Annotated in this window: 12 protein-coding genes; 9 read left to right on the forward strand and 3 right to left on the reverse strand. The window is 68.4% G+C overall.

Going from position 1 to position 18,075, the window contains the following annotated elements; genetic code table 11:
- Nucleotides 1-18: 18 nt before the first annotated feature.
- On the reverse strand, nucleotides 19-3,759 hold the full coding sequence (putA, locus tag AMK58_RS24555) for a trifunctional transcriptional regulator/proline dehydrogenase/L-glutamate gamma-semialdehyde dehydrogenase (RefSeq protein ID WP_059399557.1): 3,741 nt from the start codon (nucleotides 3,757-3,759) through the stop codon (nucleotides 19-21).
- A 69-nt stretch (nucleotides 3,760-3,828) separates the two neighbouring features.
- A complete protein-coding gene (proC, locus tag AMK58_RS24560) occupies nucleotides 3,829-4,626 on the reverse strand; it encodes a pyrroline-5-carboxylate reductase (protein WP_236778353.1) in 798 nt (265 codons plus the stop codon).
- A gap of 237 nt (nucleotides 4,627-4,863) precedes the next feature.
- Between proC and AMK58_RS24565 the strand changes: the two genes are divergently transcribed.
- Nucleotides 4,864-5,325, forward strand: coding sequence for an Lrp/AsnC ligand binding domain-containing protein (locus tag AMK58_RS24565; RefSeq protein ID WP_035679469.1), 462 nt, complete (start codon nucleotides 4,864-4,866; stop codon nucleotides 5,323-5,325).
- Between the two features lie 23 nt (nucleotides 5,326-5,348).
- Here the strand turns inward: AMK58_RS24565 and AMK58_RS30995 are convergent, their stop codons facing one another.
- Nucleotides 5,349-5,495, reverse strand: coding sequence for a hypothetical protein (locus tag AMK58_RS30995; protein ID WP_167555935.1), 147 nt, complete (start codon nucleotides 5,493-5,495; stop codon nucleotides 5,349-5,351).
- Between the two features lie 429 nt (nucleotides 5,496-5,924).
- Here AMK58_RS30995 and AMK58_RS24570 point away from each other — a divergent pair, with 429 nt between their 5' ends.
- The 8 genes from AMK58_RS24570 to AMK58_RS24605 all read left to right on the forward strand — a co-directional run bounded on the left by AMK58_RS24570 (nucleotide 5,925) and on the right by AMK58_RS24605 (nucleotide 17,988).
- Nucleotides 5,925-8,090, forward strand: coding sequence for a carbohydrate-binding domain-containing protein (locus AMK58_RS24570; protein ID WP_059399558.1), 2,166 nt, complete (start codon nucleotides 5,925-5,927; stop codon nucleotides 8,088-8,090).
- An 841-nt stretch (nucleotides 8,091-8,931) separates the two neighbouring features.
- The gene (locus AMK58_RS24575; protein ID WP_051140671.1) at nucleotides 8,932-9,813 is read left to right on the forward strand and encodes a glycosyltransferase; all 882 of its coding nucleotides are present in this window, start codon (nucleotides 8,932-8,934) and stop codon (nucleotides 9,811-9,813) included.
- Nucleotides 9,814-9,864: 51 nt separating this feature from the next.
- The gene (locus AMK58_RS24580) at nucleotides 9,865-10,905 is read left to right on the forward strand and encodes a polysaccharide deacetylase family protein (protein WP_035679467.1); all 1,041 of its coding nucleotides are present in this window, start codon (nucleotides 9,865-9,867) and stop codon (nucleotides 10,903-10,905) included.
- 294 nt (nucleotides 10,906-11,199) lie between these two features.
- Nucleotides 11,200-11,403: a hypothetical protein gene (locus AMK58_RS24585; RefSeq protein WP_035679465.1), complete on the forward strand. Its 204-nt coding sequence runs from the start codon at nucleotides 11,200-11,202 to the stop codon at nucleotides 11,401-11,403.
- 19 nt (nucleotides 11,404-11,422) lie between these two features.
- The gene (locus AMK58_RS24590) at nucleotides 11,423-12,643 is read left to right on the forward strand and encodes a right-handed parallel beta-helix repeat-containing protein (RefSeq protein ID WP_035679463.1); all 1,221 of its coding nucleotides are present in this window, start codon (nucleotides 11,423-11,425) and stop codon (nucleotides 12,641-12,643) included.
- 71 nt (nucleotides 12,644-12,714) lie between these two features.
- The gene (locus tag AMK58_RS24595) at nucleotides 12,715-13,893 is read left to right on the forward strand and encodes a GNAT family N-acetyltransferase (protein WP_051140670.1); all 1,179 of its coding nucleotides are present in this window, start codon (nucleotides 12,715-12,717) and stop codon (nucleotides 13,891-13,893) included.
- Nucleotides 13,894-14,297: 404 nt separating this feature from the next.
- Nucleotides 14,298-15,692: a nucleotide sugar dehydrogenase gene (locus tag AMK58_RS24600; protein WP_079285319.1), complete on the forward strand. Its 1,395-nt coding sequence runs from the start codon at nucleotides 14,298-14,300 to the stop codon at nucleotides 15,690-15,692.
- A gap of 43 nt (nucleotides 15,693-15,735) precedes the next feature.
- Nucleotides 15,736-17,988 (forward strand): GumC family protein, encoded by a 2,253-nt coding sequence (locus tag AMK58_RS24605; protein ID WP_035679461.1) that lies wholly within the window; start codon nucleotides 15,736-15,738, stop codon nucleotides 17,986-17,988.
- The last annotated feature ends 87 nt before the right edge of the window (nucleotides 17,989-18,075 follow it).

Below are 18,075 nucleotides of genomic sequence, written 5' to 3' on the forward strand. Positions count from 1 at the left end.
CCCGTCCATTTCGCCCCGTCAGCTCATCGCGACGAGGCTGGCGTTGCCGCCGGCCGCCGCGGTGTTGACGCTGACCGAGCGCTCGTTCAGCAGCAGGTCGAGGTCGTAGCCCTCGCCCCGCCCCGCCGCCAAAGCCTCGGGGGTCGCCGCCTGCACCAGCAGGATCGGGCCGGGAAGCTCCGCGATGCGCCGGTTGATGGCGGTCACGCATTCGCGGTCGCCTTCCACCAGAACCGCGGCGAGCGGTCCGGCGTCCCGCCAATCCGCCGTGGTCCGCACCCGCGCGGCCAGCGCCGGGGGCAGGCCGCGCAGCAGCTCGGCCAACTCCGGCGGGGCGTCCACCGCGGCGCTGTTGCCCGTCGCCAGGACCGCGCCGAGCTGGAGCAGCAGGCCCGTCCGCGTCTGCGGCAGCAGCAGGACACGGCCCCGCCCGTGCAGCTCATAGAGGTTGCGCTCGCCCACCGGGCCGTTCAGCTCCGCCCCGCCGCCGATGGCGCTGCGCGCCACGTAGCCGGCGCAGCGCGACGCCTCCGCCGTGAAGCCCTTGGCGCGCAGCCACTCGCCGTAGGCCAGCCCGGCCGCGCGTGCGGCGTCCGGCCCGCGGAACTCCAGCCAGCCCTTGGGACGGCGGCTGAGCAGGCGGGAGAGGTAGAGCGGGCCGCCCGCCTTGGGGCCGGTGCCCGACAGGCCGTGGCCGCCGAAGGGCTGCACGCCGACCACCGCGCCGATGGTGTTGCGGTTGACGTAGACGTTGCCCGCGCCGATCCGCCCGGTCACCCGCTCGATGGTGGCGTCGATGCGGGTGTGCAGGCCGAAGGTCAGGCCGTAGCCGGTGGCGTTGATGGCGTCGACCAGGGCGTCGAGAGCGTCGCGGTGGAAGCGGACGACGTGGAGGACCGGGCCGAAGACCTCCCGCTCAAGCTCATGGATGCCGCCGATCTCGATCACCGTGGGGGCGATGAAGGTGCCCTCGGCCGTCTCGGCGGGCAGCGGCAGAAACTCCACATTGCGGCCCTTGGCGCGCATCGCCTCGATGTGGCCGGCGATGGTGGCGCGGGCCTCCTCGCTGATGACCGGGCCGACATCGACGGCCAGCCGGTCCGGGTTGCCGATGCGCAGCTCCCGCATGGCGCCCTTCAGCATGGCGAGCGTGCGGTCGGCCACGTCCTCCTGCAGGCAGAGGATGCGCAGGGCGGAGCAGCGCTGGCCGGCGCTGTCGAAGGCGGACGCGATCACGTCGCCCACCACCTGCTCGGCCAGGGCGGAGCTGTCCACGATCATGGCGTTCTGGCCGCCGGTCTCGGCGATCAGCGGGATCGTCCCACCGTCCGGCAGCAGGCGCCCGGCGAGCTGGCGCTGGATCAGCCGCGCCACCTCGGTGGAGCCGGTGAACATCACGCCGCGCACCGCCTCGTTCCCGACCAGGGCGGCGCCGACCTCGCCCGCGCCGGGGAGAAGCTGGAGCGCCCCGGCGGGGATGCCGGCCGCGTGCAGGATGCGCACGGCCTCGGCGGCGATCAGCGGGGTTTCCTCGGCCGGCTTCGCCAGCACCGGGTTGCCGGCGGCCAGCGCCGCGGCGATCTGGCCGGAGAAGATGGCCAGCGGGAAATTCCACGGGCTGATGCAGACCACCGGCCCCAGCGGGCGATGGGTGGCGTTGTCGAAGCGGTCGCGCGCCTGCGCCCCGTAATAGCGCAGGAAGTCGATGGCCTCCCGCACCTCGGCGATGGCGTTGGGCAGCGACTTGCCGGCCTCGCGGACGATCAGGCCGAGCAGGGTCGGCATCCGCTCCTGCATGGCGTCGGCGGCGCGGAACAGGCTGGCGGCGCGTTCCTCCGGCGGGGTGGCGGCCCAGGCGGGCGCCGCCGCGACGGCGTGGCCGAAGGCCTCCGCCACCAGGGCCTCGCTCGCCTCAGTCACCGTGCCGACCACGTCGCGGCGATCGGCCGGGTTGCGCACCGGCTGGGCCTGCCCCGCCCGCTCGCCGTCGGCCAGCAGCGGCGCCGCGGTCCAAGTCATTTCGGCGCTGGCCGACAGGGCGGCGGACAGGCGGGCCAGCTCCGTCTCGTCGGACAGGTCGATGCCGGCGGAATTCGCCCGCTCCGGCGCATAGAGGTTCCGCGGCAGGGCGATCAGTGCGTGCGGCGCGCCCAGCGGGGCGATGGCCCTGGCGACCGCCACCGGGTCGGCGACCAGCTCGTCGACCGGGACCGCCGGGTCGGCGATGCGGTTGACGAAGGAGCTGTTGGCCCCGTTCTCCAGCAGGCGGCGGACCAGATAGGCCAGCAGCGTCTCGTGCGTGCCGACCGGCGCATAGATGCGGCAGGGCCGCTTCAGCGGGCCGACGACCTCCTTGTAGAGCGGCTCGCCCATGCCGTGCAGGCACTGGAACTCGTACTTGCCGACCTGGAAGTCGCTGCCGGCCATCTCGTAGATGGTGGCGAGCGTCTGGGCGTTGTGGGTGGCGAACTGCGGGAACACCGCCTCCGGGGCAGCGAGCAGCTTGCGCGCGCAGGCGACGTAGGAGACGTCGGTGTAGACCTTGCGCGTGTAGACCGGGAAGTCGGGCAGGCCGTCGAGCTGGGCGCGCTTGATCTCGCTGTCCCAATAGGCGCCCTTGACCAGCCGGATCATCAGCCGGTGGCCGCTGCGCCGCGCCAGATCGACCAGGAAGTCGATGACGTAGGGGCAGCGCTTGCCGTAGGCCTGCACGACGAAGCCGATGCCGTTCCAGCCCGCCAGATCCGGATCGAAGCACAGCGATTCCATCAGGTCGAGCGACAGCTCCAGCCGGTCGGCCTCCTCGGCGTCGATGTTCAGGCCGATGTCGTAGCCCTTGGCGAGCAGCGCCAGCGCCTTCACGCGCGGCAGCAGCTCGTCCATCACCCGGTCGGCTTGGGCGCGGGAATAGCGCGGGTGGATCGCCGACAGCTTGATGGAGATGCCCGGCCCCTCATAGACGCCGCGCCCCGCCGACGCCTTGCCGATGGCATGGATGGCGTTTTCGTAGTCGGCGTAGTAGCGCGCGGCGTCCTCCGCCGTCAGCGCCGCCTCGCCCAGCATGTCGTAGGAGTAGCGGAAGCCCTCGGCCTCCATGGGGCGGGCGTTGGTCAGCGCCTCCTGGATGGTCTGGCCGGTGACGAACTGCTCGCCCATCATGCGCATGGCGAAATCGACGCCGCGGCGGATCAGCGGTTCGCCGCCGCGCGCGATCAGGCGCGTCAGGGCGGAGGACAGCGCCTGCTCGCCGCCCGCCGAGGTCAGCTTGCCGGTGATCAGCAGGCCCCAGGTGGCGGCGTTGACGAACATCGAGCCGCCCTTGCCGAGATGCGCCTGCCAGTCGCCGCCGGCGATCTTGTCGCGGATCAGCGCGTCGCGCGTGGCGTGGTCGGGGATGCGCAGCAGCGCCTCCGCCAGACACATCAGCGCCATGCCCTCCTGGCTGGACAGGCTGTATTCGTGGATCAGCCCCTCGACGCCGCGGCCCCGCGGCTTGGCGCGCAGGGCGGTGATCAGCTTGCGGGCGGTGCCCGCCGCCGCGGTGACGATGCCGGGCGGCAGCGCGGCCTGCCCGAACAGGAAGGGCAGGCACTCCGGCTCTGGCCGGCGGTAGGCGGCGGTGATCGCGGCGCGCAGCTCGGTCGCCGGACGGATCGGCGGGGCGAAGTCCGCGAAGGGCGCCGCGCCGCCGGAAGCGGCGGACGGGGGGGCGGTCCGGGTGTCGGCCCGGGTGGCGGTCGGGTTGGTCATGCTGTTCATCGGTGTCGTCCGCTCGAATCCGCAGGCCGGGGGCGAGCCGGTCCCTGATGGTGAAAAGGGGTGTGCTTCTCAGGCTTTCGGGCCGGTTCCGCCCAGTTCGGCGGCGCGCTGGGCCGCCGCGCGCAGGGTCGCGTTCAACAGACTCTGGAGGTGGTCATCGGCCATCAGCTTGGAAAGGCCGGCCGCCGTGGTCCCGCCGGGGGAGGTCACGCCGGCGCGAAGCTCGGCCGCCGGCTGTCCGGTGGCGCCCATCAGCGCCCCTGCCCCCTCGACCGTGGCGCGGGCCAGCCGTTCCGACACGTCGGCGGGCAGCCCCACCTCCACCCCGGCGCGGGTCAGGCACTCCACGAGGTAGAAGACATAGGCGGGGCCGGAGCCGGACAGCGCCGTGGCGGCGTCGACCAGCGCCTCGTCGGCCAGCCACTCCAGGCTCCCGACCGCGGTCAGCAGGGACGCGGCGCGCTCCCTCCGCTCGGCCGGGCAGCCCGCCTCGGCGACCGCGACGGTGGCGCCGCGCCCGACCGCCGCCGGGAGGTTCGGCATCGCCCGCACCACGCTGCCCGCCGCCGGGAACAGGCGGCGCAGGTCGGCCAGCGTCTTGCCCGCCATGATCGACAGCACCAGCGTGTGCGGCGCCAGCACCGCCTGCACGCCCGCCGCGGCGCTCTCGACCATCTGCGGCTTGACCGCGACCACCAGGGTATCGACTGGGGCGGTATCGACTGGGGCGCCGTCCGCCGGATTCAGCCGGACGCCGGTCCGCGCAGCCAGTTCGACCAGATCCGGCGCGGGGCTGGGATCGGCGACCGAGATGGCGGAGGCCGGCACGCCCTGCGCCAGCCAGCCGCGCAGCATGGCGCCGCCCATGCGCCCAGCACCCAGCAGAAGGATCGTGCCGGCGCCATCCGCGGCTTTGTGGTCAATGTCGAAGGTCACGGTGTCTCTTACCCGATCCAATTCGTCTTTTCAGAGCCGCAGCGTCCGCTTTGTTTTGCTGGTTCCACTGCGGCATCCGCAGACTATCGCGGAGATGGCCGTGCCTCCATGGTTGTTTTTGCTTCAAGACCGCGATATCAACGGCTGGAGGCGGCTTGGAGCGTGAAAATGACGGAGCTTGACCGAACCGACCGGCGCATCCTGGCGATTTTGCAGATGGACGGGCGAATTTCCGCCGTGGATCTGGCGGAGCGGGTCGGCCTGTCGGCCACGACCGCCGGCGAGCGGATGCGGCGCTTGCTGAAGGACGGCTATGTCACGGGGTTCACAGCGCGGCTCGACCCGCACCGGCTGGGCTTCGGGCTGATGGTGTTCGTCGAGGTGCTGCTCGACAAGACGACGCCCGACGTGTTCGACCGCTTCGCCCAGGCCATCCGACACGCGCCGGAGGTTCTGGAATGCCACATGGTGGCCGGCGGATTCGACTATCTGGTGAAGACGCGGGTGGCCGACATGGCGGCCTACCGGCGGTTCCTGGGGGATGTGCTGCTGTCGCTGCCCGGCGTCCGGGAAACCCGCACCTACGCGGTGATGGAGGAGGTCAAGAACGACGGCCCCCTCCCCCTCTGACCCACTTCATATAAGTGGTCCGATCAGGACACCCGGACGGGAGCCTCCGGGCGGCGGGCCGGAAGAATGACCCGCACCGTGGCGTGCAGCGTGGCCATGCCCAGCACCGACAGCGCCGTCAGGAAGCCGGTCAGCAAAAGCGCCAGCACCAGAAAGACCATCGTCTCCATGTCAAACCTCCTTGCAAAGCATGGAGGGAGGCTACGCCCCGACCGGTTCCGGCGGATTGACCCGGGTCAATGGATGGCCTGATTCCGGAAGCGCCCTCTTTTTTGTCCGCCGTCTCGCCATCCTTGGCTGCGAACCGCAGCTTCCGGTACCGCTGCCGCAATGGGAGGCGCTCACGCCTTTCCCAACGGTTGCAGCGTCAGAGCATCGCGCCACCGGGGCGGATCGGCCTCACTGTGGCCACAATATCACGCATTTGAGATTTATTATCCTAAAATCGTCCCATTTAAGGCCACAGCGAAGTGGATAGTCTTAAGGGGTAAGCCAAAAGGCTAGAGCGCCAACCGAAAGGATGGGGACGCACCGACCGCGTGCCTGCCCCGCCGGCCACCAACCGCGGTGGCATCCCCACAAGGAAGAGAGTGCAGACCATGGACGATCTGGGTATCGACCTCCACCACCAGGATCTGACCGACCACACGAACTACGCCGGCGACCTCGGCGCCGACACGGCGCACCTGACGATCAGCGAGACCGCAACGTCCACCGCCGATCCCTTCGCGACGCCGACCTCCCTCCTCCAGGCCCAGGCCCTCCAGACCGCGCAGCCGCTGGCGCTTGCCGATGCTGCCGCGACCGCCGACAACGCCACGAAGATCGTCATCAACGCCGCCGGCAACGTGGCGGGCGGTGTGGCCCCGCACTTCAAGGTGATGGTGGACGGCAAGGTCATCGGCGAAGGCTCCGCCGGCACCGATGCCAAGGATTTCACCTTCAACGCCAACGTCACGGCGGATCAGGCCCACAAGATCCAGATCCAGTACGACAACGACGGCATGGCGAACGGCCAGGACCGCAACCTGATCGTCAACAAGATCACCATCAACGGCCACGCGCTTGACGCGGCCGACCCGTCGGTGACCTACGACAAGGGCGCTCTGGACGGCAAGGACGTGGTCAAGGGCCAGTCCGGCATGTGGTGGAACGGCACGCTGGTCGTCGCCGCACCCAAGGACTTCTTCCCCGCCGCGACCGCCGAGGCGGTGACGGGCGCCACGAAGATCGTCGTCAACGCCGCCGGCAACCTGGCGGGCGGCGTCGCCCCGCACTTCAAGGTGATGGTGGACGGCAAGGTCATCGGCGAGGGGTCCGCCGGCACCGCCGCCAAGGACTTCACCTTCAACGCGAACATCGCCGCCGGTCAGGCCCACAAGGTCCAGATCCAGTACGACAACGACGGCTTCGTGAACGGTCAGGACCGCAACCTGATCGTCAACAAGATCACCATCAACGGCAACGCCGTCAATCCGACCGACGCCTCCGTCACCTACGACAAGGGCGCGCTGGACGGCAAGGACGTGGTCAAGGGCCAGTCCGGCATGTGGTGGGACGGCACGTTGGTCGTCGCCGCGCCCAAGGAGTTCTTCCCCTCCTCGACCACGACACCCACCACGCCCACGACTCCGACCACACCGACCACCCCCACGACGCCGACGGCCCCGCCCGCCCCGTCGAACCCGGGCGGCGGCACGTCGGATTACCCGGCGACCCCGGCCTCGCAGGTCTTCTACGTCGACGCGACGCACGGCAACGACAGCAACTCCGGCAACAACCCGAACCAGGCCTGGAAGTCGCTGGCCAAGGTGAACGCCACCAGCTTCGCCGCCGGCTCGCTGGTCCTGTTCGAGCGCGGCGAGACCTGGACCGACAGCCTGCTGGTCTCGACCTCCGGCACGTCCGACAAGCCGATCATCTACGGCGCCTACGGCACCGGCGCCGATCCGATCATTAAGGCCAAGAGCGGCGCCAGCTACGCCGTCAGCCTGAACAACAAGGACAACATCACGTTCGACAACCTGACGATGACGGGTTCGAACGACACCGGCCTGCTGCTCAACGGCGGCGCCATGAACGTGAAGGTCACCAACTCCCAGATCATCGACAACCGCGGCTCGGGCGTGGTGATCAGCGGGACCTCCAACAACCTGCGCATCGATCACTCCACGATCGACGGCAACGGCGGCTACGGCCTTGTCCATTACTCCGCCGACAACGCCAACCAGTACTTCACCAACAACATCATCAGCGACAACGGCTGGCGCACCGACGCGGTGTATTCGGGCTGGAACGGCCGCATCCTGAGCGGCGAGATCGCCGGCAACACGATCTTCAACAACGGCAGCGGCGGCGGCGACGGCCGGTCGCATGGCCTGTACCACGACCACAGCCAGGCCAACAGCACGCTGAAGATCCACGACAACGTGATCTACTCGAACCCGCGCGGCGCCGGCATCCTCGCCAAGTCGAGCACCGAGATCTACAACAACACGATCTACGGCAACTCGAACGTCGGCATCTCCCTCGGCCAGAACCAGACCACCAACGTCACCTACAAGATCTACGGCAACGAGATCTTCAACAACAACGGCGGCATTCTGGAGCACCTGAAGGGCAGCGGGTCGATCACGCTGAGCCTGTACGACAACACCTTCTACAACAACAACGGCCGCGCGGCGATCAACATCGCCGACAGCATCAAGCAGACGGTGACCAACAACACCATCTCCTCGGTCTCCAAGGCCAACCCGATCATCTGACGATCGGCAGTTCCGCCTCTTCGGCAACGTCCGCGCCCGGCCAGTCTCTGGCCGGGCGTTGGCGTGTCTGGACGGCGTTTCCGGCTTCCGCTCGCGACACAAAACGGCAATAATCGGAAGCACAGCCCAGCCGGCGACGCTGCCTTTCCCTCCATTTCTTGTGCGTCGCACAATAAGGCCCGCCTCATTGGAGTGATGACGTCCAGACGCCATCCCTGTTCGCCGCCTTTTCATGGCGGTCAGCCGTTATTTCTCCGCTGTGCGCGTGGCATCCCCCGCTTTCTCCCAAATCAACCAAAGTGGCAGTCGGCTTTCCCTTTGGGACGCTGCGAAGGGGATATTTATCTTGCACTTTATGTAGGTTTACCCGCCATCCGCCCTTTGATAGCGTCCACAGACCTATTCCGTGCCTATGCGTGCATCGGCACCGTCTGAGACGACGGCCAGGGGAGTCCTAATCCGGGATGCGGACCGGAGGGCCCCCCGCAGAACCGACCAGGAAAGGGACGAGACAGGGCAAGAACGGCACTGAAAACGACGACAAGGACGGGACGGCTGGCGCCGCACAGGTGCCGGACCGACGGCCACCGGGGAAGGAACGCCGAAACCGCTTCCGCGCGCGTGCCGCGGGACCGGGGCACTGGGCGGCACGCACACGCCTCCAATCCCAGGGCCGCGGTGTCTGTTGCCCGGCCACTGGGCTTCGCTCCTCGCGGGGCGGTGCCCAATGGCCGGGGCCCGGACGCCGTCCGCGTCGCCACGACAAGAGGGGTGGAGACCAGGTATGAATCACGTGAGCGGACCGAGGGACGGTCGGGACACTCAATCGATCAGCGTGCTTATGGCCACCTACGCCGGCGAGAAGGCGGACAACCTTCAGGCCGCGCTGGAGAGCGTCTATACGCAGACGCTTCTCCCGCGCGAATGCGTGCTGGTGGTCGACGGACGGATCGGGGAGGAGCAGGAGAAGGTCATCGCCCACTATCAGGCGTCCAACGCCTGCCGGCTGGTGGTGGTGCGGCGGCGCAACCAGGGGGGCTTGGCCCGCGCGCTGAACGACGGCCTGCAATATTGCACGGGCTATCTGGTGGCCCGCATGGACAGCGACGACATCTGCCTGCCCCACCGCTTCGAGACGCAGGCGCGTGCCTTCGCCGAGCAGGGGTCGCTGGACGCATCGTTCTCCTGGCACGCGGAGTTCGAACAGGACCCCGGCGCCATCACTTGCGTGAAGCGCAGCCCGGAGACGCACGAAGAGATCAGCCAGGGCATGAAATGGCACTGCGTCCTGTCGCACCCCACCATGATGGTGCGGCGGCGGGCGCTGACCGCCATCGGCGGCTACCGCTCCTGCTTCGGGAATCTGGAGGACTACGACCTGTATGTCCGCCTGCTCCAGGCCGGGGCGCGCATGGAGACGGTGCAGGAGGCGCTTCTCCTCTTCCGCACCAGCATGGCCCAGCGCGTCCGCCGCGGCGGGTTGCGCTACGCCGTCAACGAATGGGCTTTCCGCGTCTGGTGCTGGCGGTCGGGTTTCCTGACCAATTCGGAGTTCCTGGCGACGGCCTCGCTTCAGATCGGCTTCCGGCTGACTCCGCCGGGCCTGAAGAGGATGCTGTACCGCCTGGTCCGCACGCCGACCGAGGCGCAGGCCATGGCCCGCATCCACACCGCCATGATCCAGCCCAAGCGCCTTGCCCCCGACGGCGCGGACGCCCTCTGACCTTCTGCCCCCTGACCTTCTGCCCTTTGACCCTTCCGCGGGAGGATTTGAATGAGCGTTGCCGACGTGATTTCCGGTGGCGGGTTGGGCCGGCGGCTCCGGTGGACGGACGCGCTGCGCAACCCGCTGGGGACCGCCTGCCATCACGCCTACGGCAGCCCGGTGCTGGCCGTCGTCTACCACGCCGTCTGCGACACGGTGCCGGACCATCTCAAGCACATCTACCGGCCCCGCACGCCCAAGGAGTTCACGGAGGATCTCGACTTCCTCCTGAAGCACTTCGAGCCGACGGACCTGCCCACGGTCACCGGGTCGGCCATGGGCGGGCCGGAGATCCGCCGCCCGTCGCTGCTGGTCACCTTTGACGACGGCATGCGCGAAGTCGCGGAGGTGGCGATGCCCATCCTGCGCCGCAAGGGCATCCGGCCGGCGCTGTACCTCAACCTGAACTTCCTCGACAACAGGACGCTCTTCTACCGGCACAAGGCGAGCCTTCTGGCGGAGCGGTTGAGCCGGCTGGCGGAGGCCGATCCCCGCCGCGCCGTCTGCGTCGCCACCCTGGCGCGGGCCGGCGCCGGCGCCGCCGATCCCGCCGCGGGCGTCATGACGGTGAGCTGGCAGCAGCGCGCCGTGCTGGACGAAATCGCCACCGTGCTGGAGTTCGACACGGCCGCCTTCCTGGCGGACGAGAAGCCCTATCTGACCCGCGACGAGATCGCGGACCTGATGGCGGAGGGAGTGTCGATCGGCGCCCATGGATTCGACCATCCCAACCACCGCCTGCTGACGCCGGAGCAGCGGAAGCAGGAGGTGACGGGCAGCGTCGCCGGCATCCGGGAGCTGTTCGGCCCCGGCTGCGGCTCCTTCGCCTTCCCCTATTCCGACGAGGGCCTGCCGGACGCGCTGTTCGGCGAGCTGTACGGCAATGGGGTCGACGTCACCTTCGGCACGTCCTGGCCGCGCCGGGGCGGTCCGCAGCGGCGGATTCAGCGGATCTGCTTCGAGAACGGCCCGGCCCCGGCGAAGCAGCAGCTGGTCAAGCGCCTGCTGCGCGGCGGTGCCGGCAACATGAAGCGCACCCTGGCCGGGTAAACGATTGGACCGGATACGCGGTCCGGCCTATGAAACGCTCCCTCTCCCGTTGCGGGGGAGGGAGTTCTTGCCGTCGTCATAGGCATTACGGGCGATGGCGACTCAGCAATTCCAAAGAGAAGGCCTATTCCTCCCTTTGGAATGCCCCCTTATCGTAGCCTTATCGCTTAAGCGTGATCCCTTTTCATTTCCCTTTATTTGTCCACGACGTAACACAAGATACCGCAACAGGGACACGCTGCGGTTTCAGTCGCCGGTTCCTCCGCTTATCAGGCCCCCCGCGAGGAGATCGCTATGATCGAGCAAGCCACGCCGGCCAGCCCGAACCTGCTGGGTGGGGTTGCGGACGTCCTTCCGGCGGATGCCGCTGCGAAGGCGACGGAGCGCGTCGCCCCCCCGATGCTCGATCTCCAGCGGGCCGGCTGGGCCCTGCTGTGCACCGGCTGCGCGCTGGCGGCCTGGGGCCTCGCCTACGCGCTGATCCGCGTCGCCCTGTAAGGCCGCGTGAGCCGGACCCATGGATTCCCTGCCCCCGCCTCCCCCCGCCATCGAGCGTCCCGCCCAGCCGTCGCTGCTCGTCAGCGTGCGCCGGAGCGCTGAGGACGCGCCGGTCTTCTACGTCGATGCGACGGACGGCGACGACCGCCGGTCGGGCCGCGGCCCGAAGGAGGCGTGGAAGTCGCTGGAGAAGGTGAACGCCACGGCCTTCCCGCCGGGAAGCCGCGTGCTGTTCGAGCGTGGGGAGAGCTGGCGCGGCAGCCTGCTGGCCTCCTCCTCCGGCACGACCGACCGGCCGATCATCTACGGCGCCTATGGCAAGGGCGACGCTCCGGTGATCGACGCGCGAGGCGCCTCGGTCGCGGTCAGCCTGAACGGGCGGACGAACGTCGCCTTCGACGGGCTGAGCATCACCGGCGCGGCCGACACCGGCCTGCTGCTCGGCCCGCGGGCGCGCAACGTCTCGGTGACGAACGTGACGGTCGCGGGCAACGGCGGTTCCGGCATCGTCGTACAGGGCACGTCGGATGGGCTGCGGATCGACGGGTCGGCCATCACCGGCAACGGCGCCTACGGGATCGTCCATTACGCCGCGGACAACACCGACCAGATCATCACGCGCAACACCATCGCCGACAACGGCTGGCGCAAGGACGGCGGCGTCTATTCCGGCTGGAACGGGCGCATCCTGACCGGCGAGATCGCCCACAACCGGGTCTTCAACAACGGCGTCAACGGCGGCGAGGGCCGCTCCCACGGCCTCTACCACGACCAGGGGCAGGCGGGCAGCGCGCTGAAGATCCACGACAACCTGATTCACGACAACCCGCGCGGCGCCGGCATCCTGGCGAAGTCCAGCACCGAGATCTACCGCAACGTCATCTTCCGCAACGCCGACGCGGGCCTCTCGCTCGGCCAGAACCGCGGGATCGACGTGACCTACCGGGTCTACGACAACGAGTTCTACGACAACAACGGCGGCGTCCTGCAGCACCAGAAGGGCAACGGCTCGATCACGCTGGAGCTGCGCGACAACGTCTTCCACCGCAACGGCAAGCGGGCCGCCATCATCATCGCCGACAGCATCGGCAAGACCGTCACCGGCAACCGGGTCAGCAACGACGCCAGAGCAGAAACTGAAACCCGGGCCGGGACCACCGCCAACCAACCATCGGCCAACCAACCATCGGGAGGAACTGTGCAGGAAGCATCCGGAATGCGGCCGGAATCCGTGCGTTGACCTTGGCCCCGACGTCCGCGGGCGAGCCGCGGGCCGGGCAAGGGACAGCGCGTTCGAACAAGGGGGGGCATGTGAGCACCAGCAGCAGCACCGTCGGTCAGTCGATCACCGACCGGCTGAAGAAAACCGTTTTCCGTTTCGACGCTTCCGACAAGGGAGAGTTGCGCGGCTTCCAGCGCAAGATGTTCGGTGAACGGGTCTGGCAGGTGGACGAAGCCTACAACCGCTGGCTCTTCGACGAGGTGCCCGACCGGGACGCGGACGGGCCGCAAGTCTGGGTGTGCAAGCGGCAGGGACAGATCGTCGGCCAACAATGCGGGATCCCCTTCCGCCTGAAGGCGCGGGACCGGGAAATCCCGGCCTCCTGGGCCAACAGCCTGATGGTTCTGCCGGAATGGCGGATGCGCGGCGCCTTCACGCCCCTGGCGGAAGCGCAGCTCGACAGCCGTCCGCTGGCCATGGCCATCCATATTTCCGATTCCGCCTACAAGGCCTACAGCAAGGCCGGCTGGATCGACATCGGCGCCCTGCCCGCCTACGTCTTCCCACTGGACACGCGGCGCTGCCTGGAGGCGTCCTCGCTTCAGGGCCGCATGCGGACCATCGGGGCGATCGCCGGGCCGGCCCTGCACGGTGCACGGATCGGCGGCCACCTGCTGAGCCGGGCGACCGGCGCGCGGTTCGAGGAGATCGGGCGGTTCGACGAGCGGGCCGACGCCATCTGGCAGCGCGCCTCCCCGCATTACCCGCTGATCGCGTTGCGCGACCTGACGCATCTGCGCTGGCGCTACGACGCGATCCCCTGCGCCTCGGACTACCGCCGCTTCATCCTGACGCGCGGGGGCGAGCCGCTGGGCTACGTCGTCCTGCGCCGTGAGACCTGGCGCAAGGAGCCCTGTCTCGCCGTCGTCGACTACCTGTGCGAGCCGAAATGGCTGTGGGTCCTGCTGAGCCACACGCTGCGCATCGCCGCCACGGAGCGGGCGACCGCGCTGATCTGCCGGACGCTGAACACGCGGGCGGAGCGGACCTTCCTCGCCATGGGCATGATGAAGGTGCCGGACCGCGTGGGCTTCCCGGTGCGGGTGATGGCGCATCCCGGACCCGACGCGGGGATCGATCGGGACGAGTTCGCCGACCGTGGCAACTGGCTGCTGACCATGGGCGACGGCGACGCCAGCTTCCTGATGCACAACACGTTGCCCGAGACCGCCGGGCTGCAACCGGAGGGAGTCGCCGTCCAGGGATGACCGCGGTGCGAAGGAGCCGTCCGGCCGCCGACGCGCCGGTCCGGCTCCTTTCGTCTATTCTGCCCGTGGTTACTCAAAAGGGGTTAATAAAGCGCCTTTCGGGATGGTCATCCCGAAAGTCTCACAAGAAAGATAACCCGGTCAACTGACGGTGGTTCGGCCTTTTACGACGTTTACGGCTGCCACTTTTTCTATCACGATTGCTGGGTGCTTAGACAAAGCAGCCTAATGTATTCGGTGAGAGGAAACGCCGATCGATCAGTCTTATGAACAGCAAAAGCCAAGGCCCGATGTCAGAACCGGACCTTGGCTTCGGTTTTGTGTCGGTAAAATTGATCTGAGAAATACGGCGCGAATAACGGTGAAACCTCTACGAACAAGAGAGTCGGAAAAGGAGACGTCTTATGTCGAGCAATGAGTTTGCCGACCTGTTGGTGAGCGGGGGTTCGGTCGGCACGTCCGGCATTCCGGAAGCTCTGGCGACGCTGGAGTCGAAGATCGCGGCGGGCACCGCCAGCGTCGGCGTCATCGGCCTGGGTTACGTCGGCCTGCCTCTGGCGCGGCTGTTCGCGCGGGCCGGCTTCTCGGTGACGGGCTTTGACATCGATCCGGAAAAGGTCGCCAGCCTGAACGGCGGCACCTCCTACATCGGCACCGTGTCGACCGACGAGGTCCGCGGGATGATCGAGGAGGGCCGCTTCACGGCCACGGCGAACTTCCAGTCGCTGGCCGACATGGACGCCATCGTCATCTGCGTGCCGACCCCGCTGACTCGCAACCGCGAGCCGGACATGAGCTGCATCGAGGTCACCACCCGGCAGATCGCCCAGGTGATGCGCCCCGGCCAGCTGATCGTCCTGGAATCGACCACCTACCCCGGCACGACGCGCGAGGTCGTGCGCCCGATCCTGGAGAAGACCGGCCTCGTCAGCGGCACGGACTTCCTGCTGGCCTTCTCGCCGGAGCGCGAGGACCCGGGCAATGAGACCTTCACCACCGCCCGCATCCCGAAGATCGTCGGTGGCGAGGACCCCAACGCCCTGCGCATCGCCTGCTCGATGTACGGCCGCGCGCTGGAGCGCGTGATCCCGGTCTCGTCGCTGGAAGCGGCCGAGGCGGTGAAGCTGACCGAGAACATCTTCCGCTGCGTCAACATCGCCCTCGTCAACGAGCTGAAGGTCGTTTACGACGCGATGGGCATCGACGTCTGGGAAGTGATCGAGGGCGCCAAGACCAAGCCCTTCGGCTACATGCCCTTCTACCCCGGCCCCGGCCTGGGCGGCCACTGCATCCCGATCGACCCCTTCTACCTGACCTGGAAGGCCCGCGAGTTCGACGTTGCCACCCGCTTCATCGAGCTGGCCGGCGAAATCAACACCCGCATGCCGCATTATGTGGTGGAGCGGCTGTCCCAGGCCATGGACTCCAAGCTGGGCCGCGCGCTGCGCGGGTCGCGCATCCTCGTTCTGGGCGTCGCCTACAAGAAGAACATCGAGGACATGCGCGAAAGCCCGGCGCTGAAGATCATCGATCTTCTGCAGGACCGCGGCTGCGAGGTCTTCTACTACGACCCGCATGTGCCGGAGCTGCCGGAGACGCGCCGCCTCGCCCGCATGGCCGGCACGCCGTCGGTCGCGCTGGAGGAGATCCGGGACGGCGCCTTCGACGCGGCGATCCTGTGCACCGACCACGACTCCTTCGATCTGAAGGCTTTCCTGGACGGGCTGCCGCTGATCGTCGACACCCGCAACGCCTTCGGCAAGGCGGGCATCGTCGACGAGAAGATCGTGAAGGGCTGACCGCCGGCCTGGACCCTAACCGACCGATCCTCAGGAGAATGGGATGGCCGCGTACACTCATGTAGACGGAGCCCTGGGGTCCGAAGCCAGCACCCGGGAGGTCGCGCTCCGCGACCTCCTCCAGGTGCTGCGCCGGCGCCGGAGCACGATCATCGCCAGCGTCCTGTGCTGCACCGCGCTGGCCACCACCGGTGCCCTGCTCTATGAGCCGCGGTTCACCAGCCAGGCCGTGCTCATCATCGACCCGCGCACGACGGAGGTCACGGACATCAACGCCGTGATCTCCAACCTGCCGCGCGAGGCGGCGGCGATCCGGACCGAAATCGACATGATCACCTCCACCGCCACCGCCGCCAAGGTGGTGGACCGGCTGGGGCTGGTCCATGACCCGGAGTTCAACGGCGCCATCGAGCGGCCTTCGGCCATCGACCGGGCCATCGCTGGGATCAACGACACCATCGGCTACGATCTGTCGCCGCTGCAACAGCAGATCACCGGCTATCTGAACTCCGCCGGAATCGGCGTCAAGGAGCCGACGACTGCGGAGAAGGAGCGCGCCGCCGTCATCGCGGACGTTCGCCGCGGCCTGTCGGCGACCAGCGACGCCCAGTCCTACACCATCCTCGTCTCTTTCAAGGCGAAGGAGGCGGAGAAGGCGGCCCGCATCGCCAACGCCTTCGTGGACGAGTATCTGCGCGATCAGCTCCAGACCAAGAAGGACGTCAACCAGCAAGCCAACAAGTGGCTGGAGGACCGCATCAACGAGCTGCGCGCCCAGGTCGAGGTGTCGGACAAGGCGGTGCAGGACTACCGCGCGCAGCAGGGCCTCGTGCTCGGCAGCGCCGGCGGCGAGACCTTCCTGTCGCAGCAGTTGGCCGAGCTGAACCGCGCCCTGGTCGTCGCCCAGACGGAGCGCGGCCGGGCGGAGGCGCGGGCGCAGAACGCCCGGATCGTCGCGCGCAGCCCGACCCAGGGCAACGCGGCGGAAATCCTCGGCTCGCCGCTGATCCAGCGGCTGGGCGAGGAGGAGTCGGGCATCGCGCGCCGGCTCGCCGAATACCGCACCCGCTATGGCGACCAGCATCCGGCGGTTCAGGCCTACGTCAACCAGTTGACGAACCTGCGCCAGAAGATGCGCGAGGAAGCCACCAAGATCATGGCGGTCATCAACAACGAGGTCGAGATCGCCCGCGCCCGCGAGCGCGAGCTTGAGGCCGCGCTGAAGAAGCTGACCGCCGAAACCGCAGGCGAGCTGGGCGCCAACGTCCGTCTCGCCCAGCTGCAGCGCGAAGCCGACGCCAACCGCCGCGTCTATGAAGGGCTGCTCCAGCGTCTCGTCGAAACGCGCGAGCAGGACGACCTTCAGCAGCGCGACGCCCGCGTCGTGTCCTTGGCGGAACCGCCGCTGGAGCCGTCGACGCCGGGCAAGAAGCTGTTCGTCGGCGGCGGTCTGGCCGTGGGCCTGCTGATCGGCATGTTCCTGGCCTTCCTGCGCGACCATCTGAACAAGACGTTCCGCAACACCCAGCATGTGGAGGAGACGATCGGCGTGCCGGCCATCGGGCTGGTGCCGTCCCTGCCGCATCACAAGAACGCCAAGCCGGAAGACTATGTCCTCGACCGTCCGCGGTCGGAGTACAGCGAGGCGGTGCGCGCCATCGGCGTGTCGCTCTACGCCCGCGGCGCCCTGAACACCGGCTCCGTGGTGATGGTCACCTCCGCCGTTCCCGGCGAGGGGAAGACCACCGTCTGCCTGACCCTGGCGCGCATGCTGGCGGCGTCCGGCCGTAGGGTGCTGCTTCTGGAATGCGACCTGCGCTGCCCGCGCATCGGGAACGTGCTGGGCGACAACGCCCCGGGCGACCTGAGCGACCTGATCGTCGGCAAGGCGGAATGGCAGGACGTGGTCCAGGTGGATGGCCGCAGCGGACTGCACTACGTCGTCGGCCGCCCGCATTGCGACCACCCGCAGGAGCTTCTGGGGTCGGAGAAGCTGGCGAGCATCATCAAGTTCGCCTCGCTCGAATACGACTGCGTCATCCTCGACACCCCGCCGATGGCGGTCGTGGCGGACGCGGGCGTGCTGACCCGGTCGGCAACGGAATGCCTGTTCGTGGTGCGCTGGGAACAGACACCGCGCGCCGTCGTCCAGCGGGCCATCGAGCGGCTGACCGAGCTGGGCCGCGACGTGACCAGCGTCGTGCTGAGCCGGGTGGACCTGAAGAAGCTGGCCCGCACCGACGCGTCGGAAGAGGCCTACGGCATGAACGAGGCGCGCCGCTACTACACGCGCTGACCATGACGTGACGGCGGAAACGCCCGGCGCCCCGGCGGCCGGGCGTTTCCGTACCCCAAGGGACGCGTTGGTCCTGGGGGGTTCATC

The sequence above is a fragment of the Azospirillum brasilense genome (assembly GCF_001315015.1).
Taxonomy (GTDB): domain Bacteria; phylum Pseudomonadota; class Alphaproteobacteria; order Azospirillales; family Azospirillaceae; genus Azospirillum; species Azospirillum brasilense.